Annotated in this window: 12 protein-coding genes and 1 tRNA gene; 11 read left to right on the top strand and 2 right to left on the bottom strand. The window is 62.3% G+C overall.

Annotated elements, in window-relative coordinates; genetic code table 11:
* Positions 1-103 precede the first annotated feature (103 nt).
* The 11 genes from HPY44_05250 to HPY44_05200 all read left to right on the top strand — a co-directional run bounded on the left by HPY44_05250 (position 104) and on the right by HPY44_05200 (position 12,548).
* Positions 104-805, top strand: a complete 702-nt coding sequence (locus HPY44_05250; protein NSW55397.1) for an esterase family protein — start codon at positions 104-106, stop codon at positions 803-805.
* A gap of 42 nt (positions 806-847) precedes the next feature.
* Positions 848-1,903 (top strand): hypothetical protein, encoded by a 1,056-nt coding sequence (locus HPY44_05245; protein ID NSW55396.1) that lies wholly within the window; start codon positions 848-850, stop codon positions 1,901-1,903.
* Entirely contained in the window at positions 1,890-2,975 is a 1,086-nt protein-coding gene (locus tag HPY44_05240; GenBank protein ID NSW55395.1) for a hypothetical protein, read from the top strand. Before HPY44_05245 ends, HPY44_05240 begins: the two co-directional genes overlap by 14 nt.
* A 241-nt stretch (positions 2,976-3,216) precedes the next feature.
* A complete protein-coding gene (locus tag HPY44_05235) occupies positions 3,217-3,927 on the top strand; it encodes a prepilin-type N-terminal cleavage/methylation domain-containing protein (GenBank protein NSW55394.1) in 711 nt (236 codons plus the stop codon).
* A gap of 211 nt (positions 3,928-4,138) precedes the next feature.
* Positions 4,139-6,172: a protein translocase subunit SecD gene (gene secD / locus HPY44_05230; GenBank protein ID NSW55393.1), complete on the top strand. Its 2,034-nt coding sequence runs from the start codon at positions 4,139-4,141 to the stop codon at positions 6,170-6,172.
* Between the two features lie 76 nt (positions 6,173-6,248).
* A complete protein-coding gene (gene secF / locus HPY44_05225) occupies positions 6,249-7,445 on the top strand; it encodes a protein translocase subunit SecF (GenBank protein ID NSW55392.1) in 1,197 nt (398 codons plus the stop codon).
* 106 nt (positions 7,446-7,551) lie between these two features.
* Complete coding sequence (locus HPY44_05220) at positions 7,552-8,517, top strand: cation transporter (GenBank protein ID NSW55391.1); 966 nt, start codon at positions 7,552-7,554, stop codon at positions 8,515-8,517.
* 57 nt (positions 8,518-8,574) lie between these two features.
* A complete protein-coding gene (locus tag HPY44_05215) occupies positions 8,575-9,054 on the top strand; it encodes an Lrp/AsnC family transcriptional regulator (protein ID NSW55390.1) in 480 nt (159 codons plus the stop codon).
* A complete protein-coding gene (locus HPY44_05210) occupies positions 9,051-10,253 on the top strand; it encodes an aminotransferase class I/II-fold pyridoxal phosphate-dependent enzyme (protein ID NSW55389.1) in 1,203 nt (400 codons plus the stop codon). Before HPY44_05215 ends, HPY44_05210 begins: the two co-directional genes overlap by 4 nt.
* 25 nt (positions 10,254-10,278) lie before the next feature.
* A complete protein-coding gene (gene lnt / locus HPY44_05205) occupies positions 10,279-11,823 on the top strand; it encodes an apolipoprotein N-acyltransferase (GenBank protein ID NSW55388.1) in 1,545 nt (514 codons plus the stop codon).
* Positions 11,820-12,548: a gamma-glutamyl-gamma-aminobutyrate hydrolase family protein gene (locus HPY44_05200; GenBank protein ID NSW55387.1), complete on the top strand. Its 729-nt coding sequence runs from the start codon at positions 11,820-11,822 to the stop codon at positions 12,546-12,548. Before lnt ends, HPY44_05200 begins: the two co-directional genes overlap by 4 nt.
* 94 nt (positions 12,549-12,642) lie before the next feature.
* Here HPY44_05200 and HPY44_05195 read toward each other — a convergent pair whose 3' ends face one another.
* A complete protein-coding gene (locus tag HPY44_05195; GenBank protein NSW55386.1) occupies positions 12,643-13,812 on the bottom strand; it encodes a lytic transglycosylase domain-containing protein in 1,170 nt (389 codons plus the stop codon).
* 177 nt (positions 13,813-13,989) lie between these two features.
* Positions 13,990-14,064, bottom strand: a tRNA-Glu gene (locus HPY44_05190).
* Positions 14,065-14,913: the final 849 nt, after the last annotated feature.

The raw sequence follows: 14,913 nt of genomic DNA, 5'->3' as shown, positions 1-14,913 counted from the left end.
TGGGCTTTCTGTATCTGAAACGGCCACCGAAATCGGGGGCCGTTTTCGATTCTTGCACGGGGCGCTGGCGCGAGAGCGTCCACTGTACTCGAGAGGCACTGCGATGGCTGTCGCCCACCTGAACTATTTCAACGGCCCGCTCCAGAAGGAAGTCGCGTTTCTGGCGCTTCTTCCTGACCGTCAGGACAAGCCCGGTCCCTATCCGGTCTTTTACCTGCTGCACGGCCTGTCCGACGACTACACGGCATGGCTGCGGTGGAGCAACATTGAGCGATACGTGCGCGAGTTGCCGATCATTGTTGTCCTCCCGGACGGCGACCGCCACTGGTACTCGGACGTTCCGGATGGGCCCGCGTATGAGAAGTCGCTCATTGAGGGCCTCCTTCCCTTTGTAGATCGCTATCTCCCTACTGTTGCCAGCCGGGATGGCCGGGTCATCGGTGGTCTGTCCATGGGCGGTTACGGGGCAATGAAACTGGCACTCAAGTACCCGCACCTGTTTTGCAGTGTAACCGCTCACAGCGGGGCTTTCGGGCTGCGCAATGATCCGACCCGCAAGCTCGACTATATCGACTGCTGCCTGGAGCTGGCTTCGGCTCTGGAGCCGGGCACTGCACCGGCGATCCGCTTCGACTGCGGGGTCGACGATTTCCTGATCGAGCATAATCGGGAGTTCCACCGACACCTCGACAGCCTGAACATCCCCCACGAATACGAGGAATTCCCGGGCGGGCACTCCTGGGACTACTGGGATGAGCACGTGCAGGAGGCAATCGCGTTCCATCGTAGAAAGTTGGGCATCTGAACCTGAACACTCGGGACGAGAGAGCAGTCTTGAGGAGGGCAAATGACCAAGAGAGAGCGTGTCCGTATCGCGATGAGCCGCGAGGTTCCGGACCGCGTCCCCAAGGCGGCCGCGTTCACCCCTGCGATCCAGCGGAAGTTCGAGGAGGCCACGGGACAGACCAATCCCAGCCAGTACTTCGACTACGACGTCGCCGGAGTTGGTTTCAAGGGGCCACAGACTGCGCAGGACTGGTCAGACTACTACCCTCAGGGTATGCCGGAGGGTACCACCTTTTCCGAGTACGGCACGGCTCACAAGCCCGGCACCTTCGAACACTTCTGGCAGCATGATTACCCCCTCCGCCACGCTCAGACGTTGAAGGAATTCGAGGAATTCCCCTGGCCTGACATCACCCCCGCGTACCGCCATGAGCACTTGGAAGATCAGGTCCGCCAGTTGCACGCCGATGGCTGGTATGTGCAGGGCGGCGTGGGTCACATTTGGGAGACTGCCTGGCAGATCACATCGATGGAGAATATCATGATGTTCTTCATCGAGAAGCCAGAACTCGCCGATTTTGTTCTCTCAAAACTTGCGGCGGATGCGGAATTCAAGGCCCGACGGTTTGCCGAAGCCGGATGCGACAGCATCCTGTGTGGCGATGACGTGGGCATGCAGCATAAGCTGATGATGCACCCGGACATGTGGCGGCAATGGCTCAAACCCTTGTGGGCCCGGGTCTGGCGTACGGTCCGGGACGTTGCGCCGGAAGTGCAGATTTTCTACCACTCAGACGGGAACATCGAGGAGATCATCCCGGACCTGATCGAGATCGGTCTGGATATTCTGAATCCTGTGCAGCCCGAGTGCATGGACCCCGAGAAGATCAAGGCCCAGTATGGCGACAGGCTGGCCTTTTGGGGTTGTGTCGGCACGCAGACCACATTTCCCTTCGGAACCCCGGAGGAGATGCGGCAGACGGTGAAGCACCTGATCGAGACGGTGGGGCGGGGCGGCGGGTTATTCCTGGCCCCCACGCATGTTCTTGAACCTGAAGTGCCGTGGGAAAACATCGAGGCGTTCTTCGAGGCGGTGGACAAATATGGTCGGTACTAGCCGGGTCATCCTCACGCTGATTGCAGTGGCAGCCCTGGCGAGTCTCATGACTGGTTGTTTCCGGGTGCGGGCCGATGTCCAGCTCAAGGTGGATGGGTCCGCCCAGACAGTGCTGGAAATCGGCATCAGCGACGCGCTGGCTTCTCTCGGTGAAGGGCCCGAGGGCGAGAACCCACTGGAAGAGATGAGGAAAAACCTGCCCGCGGGCGATTGGCAGGTAGAAGAGCTGCAGGAGGAGGGGTGGCGGGGCCTGATACTCAGGGGAACGTCTCCTGCCGGGGCCGCTTTCCTGCCGGTTCCCGAGGACGCGGGTGCCGATATTGATGTCAAGGTAGTGCAGCGGCTGTTCTCCACCGAATACACGATCCAGGGCGAGATCCCGCTGGAGCCCACATCACCGATGGGTGCGCCTTCCGAGGCATGGCTGCACTCAGGCGAGCGGATCGCCCAGGCCGATGGCGTGCCCGCCGACGATGCCAATGGAGGCGAGGAGGGATTCGACAGTGATGCGCTAATGGGGCTCATGGGCGCGATGGGCCAGCAGCCGAGCTTTTCGCTGACAATCCGCGCGCCTGGCCGCATCGTTGAGACCAATGGTCGCCCGACAGGCGCCGGCAGCGTGGAATGGGCAATCGACATGGCTTCGATGATGAGTAAGGGGCCGCAGCAAGGTATCTCCGTCTATCTTCGGACCCAGTTGCTCAATCAGCAGAGCATCGGGCGGCTCGCCGACAAGCTCGCGGCCGAGCGCAACATGCCGGATATGGCTGCACTGATCGCCGAGTATGTCTCGCGCGGCCTGCTTCCTAACCCGCCCAAGGAAGACCCGCTCAAGGCCGGCCTTGATACAGCGGCCTATGACAGCGCGATCAGCACCCTGGCGGCGCTTGAAAACGTGCTGGGCGGCGCAGTAGCCGAGCGTGTTGTCCGGGGCCTGAAGCTGAATGCGGATGACGTTACAGCCCGGCATCTCACGGGAACATGGCAGGCCCTGGCGGACATTGAGGAGGACGAGATCGTGGAAGTCGCCGGGCAGGCCGTGCTTCGACACATCAAGATGCGAGGCCGGTAGACACCTGGATGGGGTGCGGGGGACAATCGGCGTCAGCCGGCAATGTGCCCCTGCACCGCTGCCCGGGTGGCGGAACGGAGGTGACTGGGAAAGGCCCCGCCGAGGGTCTTGCAGGGGGTGAATTGCTTGACACCATATGGGGGGCGGCCTATAATTTGCCCTCGTTTGGTGGCGAACTTTGGCGTGCAGCATCCGTTGTTTGTAGGCATAACACCCACACTATGGGGGACGGTGACACGTCATGCGGTCCAGAGGTTTCACGCTCATCGAACTGCTCGTGGTCATTGCCATTATCGCCATCCTGGCGGCCATTCTTTTCCCGGTCTTCGCCAGGACCAAGGAGAAAGCACGGCAGGCGTCCTGCGCCAGCAATCTCCAACAGATGGGTCTTGCCTTCGCTTCGTATCGCGTTGATTATGACGGAAAACTGCCGGTCATGGCCTACATGGCCCAAAACCGCATTCCGTACCGCTGGATCCACTGCGTGTACCCGTACGTGAACAACGACCAGATCTTCGAGTGCCCAAGCAATGAGGTCGCGAAGGACGCCAATGACATTTCACGCCCCAACCGCAACTCTCCACTTCCGGAGACCAGCTATCTCTACACGCTGGGTTCCGTCATGGGGCAGCGGGGCGAAGTTCTGTCTGAGACTGCGGTCAAGGACCCGGCGGGCACCTTCATGGTCATGGATGGGTGGTATTTCGAGGGTTCGGCGGCAGCGGCCAGCTGGAACGCCTTCATGTTCTACTTCGTGGGCGAGGGAAGCACTCCGGTGCCCCAAACCTTCGCATCCTGGGTCAACAACCAGACCACGAGCTACGTCAACTCGCTCCAGGTTTTGGATCGCATGCACCGGCACAACGATGGCGTCAACGTTGCTTACTACGACGGTCACGTCAAGTTCCAGAAGACGGCAGCGGCCAGCGATTTCACTCCGGAACTGGACTAGACTGTACGTCTGCGCAGTCGGTATGGGCCGGGACGGTCGCCTGTCCCGGCCTTGCCGTGTTCAAACGAGATGACCGGAGTTCGCGCCGGGTATCGCCAGCGCGAACTTTTTTCCCCGGGCGGGAGTTCTCGAGTCACAGGGCTCCGCAGTTCGGGCCTGTCTCATGATATGACCGCTGATCGTGGTCGATGTCCAGAAGGGGAGTCTGTTCATGCAAGCACGGACCAGGCTGTGGCTGCTGATGCTCGTCCTCATAGCGGTGATCTCCTTTCTAATCGGCTTCCAGCCGATCCGCCGCCCGCCGGCTCCAGTCGCCCCCGAAGCGGCCTTCGAGTATCGCTTCGACAAACCCATCGCAGAAGCCAAGAGCGAGTATGAGGCCAAGGCGGACGAAGTCCTGCAGGCTCTCGTTGCCGGCGGCTTCAACGATGAGGACATTGAGGAAGTTACTCTCCTCGCGAACGATCTCGTGCGTGTGAAGACCTATGCGCTGGATGAAGAGCAGGCGAAGGCCGATGAGCAGAAGATCCTCGAGGCGCTGAAGGCCAAGTACTCGTCGGTTCAGTTGGTCGGGCGTGTGCAGCAGGAAGAGGTTGAGCAGCCCATCAGCCAACTTGGTGGCATCCTCGCCTTCTACCCGCCTTCCCCGAAAGTGAAGCTGGGTCTCGACCTTCAGGGCGGCCTGCATGTTGTCCTGCGCTGTCTTCCCTACGCGAGCATGGCTTTCGTGACCTCGGAAGAAGAGGGCCGTGCCGAACCGCTTTATTCGTCCCCGAGCGATGCACAGACGCCCGAGGCATCAGAATCTGGCGCGGCCCAAGCGCCCAAGATGACCCGCGCCGAGTTGGAAAAGCGCGTGGTCACCGAACTCGTGCGGGCCGGGCTTGCCGAGGCCGGAACGGTTGAGGCCAGTGCGGTCTCCCCGCACAGGCTGATCGTCAAGACCCACGCTGGCGATGAGCGGCTGGCCAAGCAGCAGCGAAGCCTTGTGTTGCGCACACTGCAGAGCATCTACCCCAACTACAAGACGATCAACCCTCCCGACGAAGAGTTCGAGGTCATCACCATTGCCGAGGATACGGCCGACAAGGTGAAGAACGTCATCGATCGCCGCCTGTACGCCATGGGCGAAATCCGCGAACCGGTGATACAGAAACAGGGCAGGGATCAGATCATCGTTGAAATCCCGGGCGTCAAGGACCCGGAACGCGTTACCTCGATCCTGAAGAGCACCGCGATGCTCGAATTCCGGCTCATCCCTCAGCAGTATGAGAACGCATCGCCTGGCGGCGAAATGTATGATGAGTGGCGCGACAAGCGCAGCGGCCAACTTGTGGGTTGGGACCGGGTGCTTGCAGAGTCGAAGGCGGAGTTCCGCGGTTCTGATCTTGTACCAACGTCCAGGGTTGTGCCCGGTGACGGCGCTGGTGAGTGGGAAGTCACCTTCGAGTTGAAGGCCAACAGAAAGAGAGCATTCCACGAGTTCACCCGGAAGAATGTCGGGCGCTTGATGGCGATCGTGCTCGATGACCAGTGCCAGATGGCCCCGGTAATCAAGAGCCCGATTCCCGGTGAGGGCGTCATCGAGGGCAACTTCAGCGCCGAAGAGGCCGGCGACCTTCGCCTGCTTCTGAACGCAGGCGCGCTGCCGGTGCCGCTGGAGATCGCGGAGAACCGGACCGTCAGCGCGACCCTCGGGCAGGACTCGGTTGAGCGCAGCGTCAAAGCAGGGATGCTCGGGCTGCTCCTGGTACTCGCGTTCATGGTGCTCTACTACAAGCTTCCCGGCCTGCTTGCGGATATCGCCCTGATAATCTACGTGTTGCTCGTGATCGCTGTCATGGCCGCGTCACAGGCCATCAAAGGGGTTGGCGGGATCACCCTGACGCTTCCGGGTATTGCCGGGATCATCCTGTCAATAGGCATGGCAGTGGACGCCAACGTGTTGATCTTTGAGCGTATGAAAGAGGAGCTGTGGGCCGGAAAGTCCCTGCGGGCTGCCGTCTCGGCCGGCTTCGACCGCGCCTGGACAGCAATCCTGGACTCCAACGTTACGACGCTCATCGTCACGGCAGTCCTGTACTTCCTCGGGACCAGCCTCATCAAGAGCTTCGCAACCGTGCTTGCGATCGGTATTCTCTGCTCGCTCTTCAGCGCGGTGACAGTCACCCGTTGGCTCGTGACCATGGTGGCCGAGTCCAGCCTCGGACGCAATCTGAAACTGTTTGGCGTCGATCGCGAGTAAGAGCAGCGACCAAAAACCGTCCACGATCTGGGCGCAGACAGCGTCTCTTTGCCGGGCCCAAGGAGGTTCTTGCGACGTGGAGTACTTCCGCACAAGACAGTGGGATATCATTGGCAAAACCAAGCTCTGGTTTTCTATCACGGGCTTTCTGATTCTGGCCGGCCTGATCGCCCTGGGTGTCCGCGGCCTCAACCTGGGCATCGACTTCACCGGCGGAAGCCTGCACCGGTACTCCTTTGAGCAGCCGCTCGCACAGAGCGAGTCGGATGTCCCGGCAACGCTCGCGAAGGTCCGTGGCATGCTGGCCGGCATCGGTCTGGAGAGCTCCCAGTTGCAGATCGTCGGCGACCAACAGGGTGCACTGACCGCCCTCTACCTGCGTGCCCCCGCCGTCGCCAATGACGAGGAAGCTGCGAAGCGCGACGCGCAGATCGTTGCAGGCCTCAAAGAGCTGTTTCCCGACAAAGGCCAGATCCGGGACCTGGGACGCGAGACGGTGGGTCCCGTGGTGGGTCGCGACCTACAGAATAATGCAATACTGGCGCTGGTGCTCGGCTGGGCCCTGATTCTGATCTATATCACGGTTCGCTACGAGTTCCGCTTCGCGGTGGCGGGTGTGATCGGCCTGGTTCACGATGCTTTCTTCACGATCGGCATGATGGCCCTGCTCCAGGTGGAACTGGACTCGTCTTTCGTGGCGGCAATTCTGACCATTCTCGGTTACTCCATCAACGATGCCGTCATCATCTTCGACCGCATCCGCGAGAACATGCGTCTGCGACGCCGCGCGAATTTCGCGGAGACGGTGAACTCAAGCCTTCTGCAGACGATGGCGCGCTCGATCAACACGACGTTGACTACTTTGCTACCCTTGATCTCCCTGTATTTCCTGGGTGGCCAGTCCATCGCCAGCTTCTCACTGGCACTGCTGTTCGGGATCACCGTTGGCGCCTACTCGTCGATCTTCATCAGCAGCCCGATCGTGGTCCTTTGGGAGGGGAAAGCAGCCCGTGAGCGGGCCCAGGCAGTCGCGGCGGCACGTGGGCGAACGGTCAGGTCCGCCGCCGGGAACGGGGGCTCGGATGTATCTGACGCGCCGCATGACTCTGGTGCTTCCAAGGTCAGCCAGGACAGCGTGATCGCGCGGCTCAAGCAGGAAGAGCAGGCGGAGCGTTCGCGTGAGGTGGACGAGGAGACGGCCCAGAAGCGTGAGGAACGCCGTGAGAAAAGGGCCAAGGAGAAGGCGCGGAAGAGCAAGAAGCGCCGGTTCTAGCGGCTTCTTCTCAAGCCTGGATGCGTACCAAGATAGCTGGGCGGTCGGCTCCTGGGCCACCGCCCAGTTTCGCAACCCGTCAACGCGAGGCGGAGGTGAGGAGCAGATGTCGTCAGAACAGGGGCCAGACGTCCGGGGCAGAGAGACGGGCCGTGCGGCCATGGTCTCAGTTCTGTCGAATAGCCTTCTAACCGGCGCCAAACTGACTATAGGCCTTCTCACCGGATCGGTGAGTGTTATCTCTGAAGCACTCCATTCGGGGAATGACCTTGTAGCCGCGCTACTTGCGCTGTTCAGCGTGCGCAAGGCCAGCCAGCCGGCAGACCGAAGACATGCCTTCGGTCACGGCAAGTTTGAGGCGCTCTCGGGAGCCATCGAGGCGGCACTGATAGTGGTGGCCGCCCTGGCGATAATCGCCACTGCCATACGCGACATGCTTCTGGGGCAGGGGCACGAGCTTGAGCACGGCCCGGCGATCGCGGTCATGGGCGTGTCTGCGCTCGCAAACATCGTGGTCTCAGCGCACCTGCGCCACGTCGCGAACCGCCACGAGTCAATCGCTCTGCACGCGGACGCGGCTCATCTGACAGCGGATGTCTGGACTTCTGCAGGGGTGTTTGTCGGCCTTTCGGTCGCTTACGGATTCGATCAGGCGGGGCGAGCCGTTCACTGGGTAGACCCTGCACTGGCCATACTGGTCGGGCTCTTGGTGATGGGTCAGGGCTGGAGGATCGCGTCGCAGTCACTTGCGCAACTGGTCGACCGCGCGCTGCCGACGGAGGAGATCGCACGCATCGAGGCGATCATCAGCGCGCATTCGGGGATGTTCGTGGAGTATCATGAGTTGCGGACTCGTCAGGCGGGACACGAGCGGCACATCGATCTGCATCTCGTGGTCTGCCGCGATGTGCCCGTCAGCACAGCCCATGCGCTGACCGACCATCTTGAGCAGGACATCAGGAGCGCATTCCCCAGCGCCCAGGTGATGATTCATGTTGAGCCTTGCCTCGATGGGGCGTGCCCCGAGGATTGCCCGGAGTCGAGCGCGCCGCCAGCGCCGTCTGCCAGATAGCTGACCCACTCGGGCCGGCACTTTCGGCCCCGCAGAGCATCATGGAGGTGACAGGTCTTGCGTGAGATACTCGAACTCCTCGAGAGCGATGCCCGTCTTTCGACGCAGGAGATCGCCGATCGGCTCGGGATCGATGTGAAGCAAGTCGAAGCGGCGATCGGTGAAGCCCAGTCGCGGAAGATACTGCTCGGGCACACGGCCGTTGTGAACTGGGAAAGCACCGACAACCCCAAGGTTTTCGCCTTCATCAATGTGGGTGCGAGCCCGGAGCACGGGACGGGCTTTGACAAGATCGCAGAGTACATCAGCCAGTTCGAAGAGGTCCACTCCGTGTATCTGATGTCTGGCGGCTTCGACCTGCACGTTGTGGTTGAAGGTGAGGACTTCCGCGAGATAGCGCGGTTCGTGGCTGAGAAGCTCGCACCGATACCTGGGGTGCGCAGCACGACTACTGCTTTCGTGCTGAAGACCTACAAGCTGGAAGGCATATCCATTGATGGCCGGCATGCCACCAACCGACTGGCGGTGAGCCCATGAACACCGGTCCGTGCCAGGCCTTGCGAATATCGCGGGCGGTTGAAGAGATGCCGCCGTCCGGCATCCGCGAGTTCTTCGACCTCGTCCTGGGGATGGATAACGTCATCAGCCTGGGCGTGGGCGAACCCGATTTTGCGACCCCGTGGAAGATATGCGACGCGGTGATCGACAGTCTTCGCAGGGGCATGACGTCCTACACCAGCAACTACGGGATGATCGAGCTGCGACGCGCAATCGCCGCTGACATCCAGTCTCGTTACGGCGTGGAGTACGATCCGGAGACCGAGATCGTCGTCACCATGGGCGTCAGCGAGGCCATGGACGCCGCGATGCGCGCCCTGCTCAACCCGGGCGATGAGGTGCTCGTGCCGGAGCCATGTTATGTCTCCTACCCGGCATGCGTTTCGATGGCCGGCGGGGTGCCAGTGACCATACCCACCACGATTGACACCGATTTCCGGCCTACGGCTGGCGACCTGAAAAGAGCGATCACGGAGCGAACCAGGGGGATCATCCTGGGTTACCCGAGCAACCCGACGGGGACCATCATGCCGCGGAAAGACTTGGCCGCGATTGCTGAACTGGCCGCCGCGCACGACCTGTTCGTCGTCTCAGATGAGATCTACTGCCACATGACCTACGTTGGCGAGCATACGTGTTTCCCGGCGCTGCCGGGAGCGCGCGAACGCACGCTGCTGATGAACGGCTTCTCAAAGGCCTACGCGATGACAGGTTGGCGCATCGGGTACGCATGTGGCCCAGCCCAGGTGATCGAGGGCATGGTGCGGCTCCACGCCTATACGGCCCTGTGCGCGCCAATCATGGGTCAGATCGGGGCGATCGAGGCGTTGACCAACTGCGAACGCGAAATGCAGGACATGGTACGCCAGTATGATCAGCGCAGGCGCGTCTTCATCAAAGGCCTCAATGACATTGGCCTGCCCTGCTTCGAGGCCAAAGGCGCGTTCTACGCCTTCCCGTCGATCTCTCACACGGGCCTGACGTCCAAACAGTTCTCACGGGCGCTGCTGTTCGAGGAGAACGTCGCAGCGGTCCCGGGCACCGCATTCGGCAAGTCGGGTGAAGGCTATCTTCGCTGCACCTACGCCACAAGCATGGAGAACCTGAAGGAGGCGCTCGTGCGGATGGAGCGCTTCCTCGACAAGCTCAAGGCTGGCAAGGTCAGGATCGAGGAGTGATGGCGCCCTGCGAGGGGCGACGCTAATGAACGAAGCCTCTCCCCTGCCCCGGTACATCAGCGTTCCCGCGCTAGTGGGGTATTCGATGATCTCAGCGGTACTGCTGATCCTGGCCTTCCCCCCGACCGACCTGGGACCGTTGGCCTGGGTCGCGCTCGTGCCGCTTTTCTTCGCGCTGAGCCAGACCCGCACAGTCCTGCAGGGGGGGCTGTGCGGCTTCGTCTTTGCGCTGGTGTTCTTTGGGCACTACGTTCAGTTCTTGCTGCCCTACGGAACCTTCCCTTGGGCGATTGCGGCCCTGTATCAGGCGTTCTTCGGGTTCATATTTGGTGTCGCGGCAGGGCCTGCCATGCGCCTGGTCCGGCCGGGCTGGAGGGTGTTAGGCGGCGCGACTGCCTGGACGCTATGCGCCTATCTGCGTGCCCACGCGATCCCGATCCCATTCACTGGCGGCGACCTCGCCTTCTCGCAATTCGACCAGATACCGATCCTTCAGGTGGTCAGCATTGTCGGCCAGTTCGGCTTGACTTTCGCGATCGCCTGCGTGAACGCGGCGCTCTCCCAGGCCCTGCTCGGTGTGCTGCCGATGCCCCTGCTGCGTGCCGACGCTCCCCTGAAGTGGTGGTCGCAAGCATCTGCGCGGGTGGCCGTAGCCTGCTACGTCCTGCTCATCCTCTCTTACATTTGGGGAGCTTTCACCATAAAGGTTCGGAGCCCTGAGGAGGGTCAGTCGCTGGAGGTGACGGTGGCCGAAGGCAACTGCTCGCCTCGCGCCAGCGTGACTGAGGAGGACATGGAGCGCTCCCGCCTAACCTACCTGCGGCTCTCGCAACTGGTGCCGGACGAGACCGACCTGACCGTTTGGCCCGAGGCCGCGCTTCCCAGCTACATCCAGCAGTGGCCCGAGTTGGATCTCGCAGCGCGCGATGCAGCCCGCGAGACTGGGGGCTACCTTCTGGCCGGCGCCTTGGAGGACATTGATGGCGTGTACTACAACGCCGCCATACTCTACGACCCGACTGGCCAGCGCGTCGATGAGTACTACAAAGTTGACCTTGTGGCTTTCGGGGAGTATGTGCCCTTCCGGGAGCATCTCCAGTTCCTGAACCGCTACCCGATCCGGCAGAGGGACTTTACCCCGGGACACGAGCGCACACTCATGGACGTCAAAGGCGTGAAGGTAGCGCCGCTCATCTGCTTCGAGGCGATGTTCCCGGACGCGAGCCGGGAGATCTGCGCTCTGGGCGCCCAGGCCATTGTCTTCATGACGGGTGATCCCTGGGAAGGGCAGACGATCGAACCCGCCCAGCACAGCCACACCGCGCCCATTCGAGCAGTCGAGAGCAGGCGGTATGTCTGCCGAGCCGCCACATCCGGGGAGAGCGCTATCTACGACCCCTACGGCGAGCAGATCGCCAGCGTGCCCGTTTTCACCGAGGGCATCGCGACCGAGACAATCTACGCGCGAGACGCGATCACTCCCTACCACCGCATGGGCGATCTGCCGCTGGTGCTGATCTGGGCTGCCCTCTACTGCCTGGCGTTCCTGCGAGGTAACCGCGCGCCATGAGACCCCTGATCGCCGTCTGCTGCTCCTACTCGTCGCCCGAGGGTTCGGCTGTTTCGGGCAGCGACACGGTTCCCCACGCATACGGCCGGTGCGTGACCCGGTCCGGCGGGGTACCGATCCTGATCCCTTGCATGGACGATCCAGCAGTCGCGGAGGATGCTCTGGGAGCGGTCGGGGGGCTGATCATTACGGGGGGCGTCGACCTGGACCCGGCACTGTACGGTCAGGAACCTGCGCGGGAACTGGGGCGCATCAGCCCGGAGCGGGACACACAGGATCGGGCCGTCGTTGAGTGGGTTTTGCAGCATCCTGAGGTCCCAGTGCTCGGGATTTGCCGGGGCATTCAGACACTGAATGTCTTCGCGGGAGGAACGTTGCACCAGGATATCCCCTCCTGCACCGGCAGCAAGCTGCAGCACTCGCAGCAGGCGCCCGGCTGGTACGGGACGCACGAGGTCCAGATCGAGGCTGACTGTGAGCTTGCCCGGACACTCGGTGCGACCACGATCCGCACCAACAGTTTTCATCACCAGGCGGTGGATTCTGTTGCATCGGGGTTCCGCGTGGTGGCAAGGGCCAGCGACGGCATCGTGGAGGCCATCGAGCGCCAGGATGCGCGCCTCTGCCTGGGTGTGCAGTTTCACCCGGAGCTCATGGCAGAGTGCGGCGGGCCAATGATGGCGCTGTTCCAACGCCTTGTTGAGGAGGCACGCGCCACGGCCTGACCCCGCCGGCAACGGCAGACTGCCCAAGTCACAGCTACGCCCGCCAATGGTGAAGGCGGGCGTTTGCGCGTCCGCGGAATTGTGCGACGAGGTTCTACGGATACCCGTCTTTCACGAGCTGGTAGAACAGATCGCCGAGCTTCTTCACGTAGTTACGAGTCTCGGGGATGTTGGGGATGCCGCCGTCCCGCTTGACGCGATTTGGGCCGGCGTTATAGGACGCGGCTGCGAGAGCGAACTGCTCGTATGGACTGCGGCCTTCCCAGATGTCGAGCATGTCCCGGAAATGCCGCACGCCCGCGCGGATCTGCTCCTGCACGTTCCACTTGTTCGAGACTTTGTAGTCGACAATGTTGCAGGGCATCAACTGCGTGAGGCCCACGGCCCCCGCGCTGGAAACGGCGAATGGGTTGAAGCTGGACTCGCACTTGATCATCGCGAATATCAGTCGGTGATCCACGCCGTACAGCCCGGAGTAGTAGGTCACCCAGCGAACGATCCAGTCCGCCTGCCAATCGTCAAGGTTTGAGTTCTGGCGTCGCACCCAGGCTTTCCAAGGCTCAAGAACAGCTGTCTCAACGATGGGGAAGCCTGCATTGCCGACCGGATCCCATGCGCCGTCCTTGCCGTCCCTGGGGTTCCCCACGACCCCAAGCGCGAAAGGTGCGAGACCGGGAACGCTTGGCGCCTGTCCACGCAATTCCGGGGGAAGTGCCATGCTGCCGTGGGTCGGCGCGCTCAACCCGGGAGTGAGTCGCGCCGTCGATGGTGGTCTGGTTACGGACGCAGAGCCTGCGGCGGCGGGCTGAGGAGCAGGGGCTACGGAAGGGAGGTCGAATTCGCTGATGATTGCGCGCAGACGGAAACGAGGGGGATCCCCAGCGGTCGTGGTGACGTCCAGGATCGCCCGCACCGGTTCACCGTCGTCCAGCCCGGAAAGCTCACTGGTCGAACTCGCGCACACCGTGGAGCCGTCACCCAGTTTCAGACGGACTATAACACTGGCGCGGGTGGAACCGGTGGCGTTGACCGCGATGCGCCCCGCCAGTTCGCCGGACAGCTCCAGCGCCTTCCCTGAGTAGTCCGACGGCGCGGGAGCCGGCCCTTTCCCCACGCCGGAGGCCGGGTTGAGAGCCTCACGGACCCGCGAGTACGCGGCGAGAGCCTGCCCTGGTTCGGTGGGATAGGACGAAAACAGGGGTAGGTCGGCGGCAAGAGCGACTGAGATGACCAACGCGAGGATGCCCGTGCAGACTCGGTGCATAGCGACTCCCATCGTCCCCCAGCCGTGGTGCGAGAAGGCGCTTGACCAGCATCCAAGCGCCCCGTACCGCGACAAAACACCAGCTGTAACAGCAAAGACCACGCCCATGCGTGGCCTTCAGGAATACTTCCCGCACGACCCGAGGGGCCGCGACCGGCAAGCATAGTGGACGATATTTGGTACGCCCACGGGGATTCGAACCCCGGCTAGCGGGCTGAGAACCCGCCGTCCTGACCGCTAGACTATGGGCGCACCGCTCACAACAGGCAGGATTATACTGCCGCCTTGCGAGGTTGTCAAGGCTACCCATCGCTTCGCGTTTACCTGGAGCAGGTGGCCTCGGTCGAGCCCAGTCCTTATCCCCATCGTCTGCTGTATCCCGAGACGCAGGATGCCCCTGCCGTTGTTTCATAGTCCCCGAAGCGAGGCGCAGCCCCAGGACACCGGGCCCCGGAAGACCACCCAAGAGCCCCCGGAAGGGGGGAACAACGGCACAGCATCTTGTACATTTCTGTCGCCCCCGTTGGGGGCTCAAGTGATCCGAGGTGCACCGGGTCCACGGGTTCCGTTCCGCTTCGCTCCACTCCACCCGTGGCTATAGGCTGCCGCCCGCTTCGCGGGCTGTGAGGCAAAAGGCCCAGCAGCGAGATGGCAACACGCTCGGCCAGTGGAGCCCCCGCCAAACAGGGAGAGCGCCTGGTTCGGGCAGGTCCAGACCCATCGCGCCGGCCGGTCTCGCGCCAAACACGCAGAGCGCCTGGTGCCAGCTGTTCGAGACACGCTTGGGCCCGCCGAAGTCATACCAAACAGGGAGACCGTCTGATTGCGGCAGGTCCAGACAGAATTGGGGCGCCGATCCGATGACGCGTTGATGCGTTCAGGGCCGAAACCCACCCTTCATGCCGTTGCGGACAGACCGCCAAGCCCGTTGCATTGCACGCCGAACAGACCCCGGCACAGGTGGGTGAACCGCGCCCTGCGTAGACGAGCACCACGCACAGATAGAAGGTATTGAGGTAGCGATGGACGAACGTGGCTGTGACCGAGGCTTCCAGTGGAACGGGTTTGCTGATGTAATCCCATTCCCACACGGGACCTCGG

The organism is Armatimonadota bacterium, from assembly GCA_013314775.1.
In the GTDB taxonomy this organism is placed as follows: domain Bacteria; phylum Armatimonadota; class Zipacnadia; order Zipacnadales; family JABUFB01; genus JABUFB01.
The sequence above is the reverse complement of the archived record's forward strand: the minus strand, read 5'-3'. Positions and strand labels throughout refer to the sequence as shown.

Coding starts and splice junctions, on each gene's coding strand:
- HPY44_05210 (NSW55389.1), top strand. CDS start 9,051: ATGAACACCGGTCCGTGCCAGGCCTTGCGAATATCGCGGGCGGTTGAA.
- lnt (NSW55388.1), top strand. CDS start 10,279: ATGAACGAAGCCTCTCCCCTGCCCCGGTACATCAGCGTTCCCGCGCTA.
- HPY44_05250 (NSW55397.1), top strand. CDS start 104: ATGGCTGTCGCCCACCTGAACTATTTCAACGGCCCGCTCCAGAAGGAA.
- HPY44_05220 (NSW55391.1), top strand. CDS start 7,552: ATGTCGTCAGAACAGGGGCCAGACGTCCGGGGCAGAGAGACGGGCCGT.
- HPY44_05245 (NSW55396.1), top strand. CDS start 848: ATGACCAAGAGAGAGCGTGTCCGTATCGCGATGAGCCGCGAGGTTCCG.
- HPY44_05195 (NSW55386.1), bottom strand. CDS start 13,812: ATGCACCGAGTCTGCACGGGCATCCTCGCGTTGGTCATCTCAGTCGCT.
- HPY44_05200 (NSW55387.1), top strand. CDS start 11,820: ATGAGACCCCTGATCGCCGTCTGCTGCTCCTACTCGTCGCCCGAGGGT.
- HPY44_05235 (NSW55394.1), top strand. CDS start 3,217: ATGCGGTCCAGAGGTTTCACGCTCATCGAACTGCTCGTGGTCATTGCC.
- HPY44_05240 (NSW55395.1), top strand. CDS start 1,890: ATGGTCGGTACTAGCCGGGTCATCCTCACGCTGATTGCAGTGGCAGCC.
- secD (NSW55393.1), top strand. CDS start 4,139: ATGCAAGCACGGACCAGGCTGTGGCTGCTGATGCTCGTCCTCATAGCG.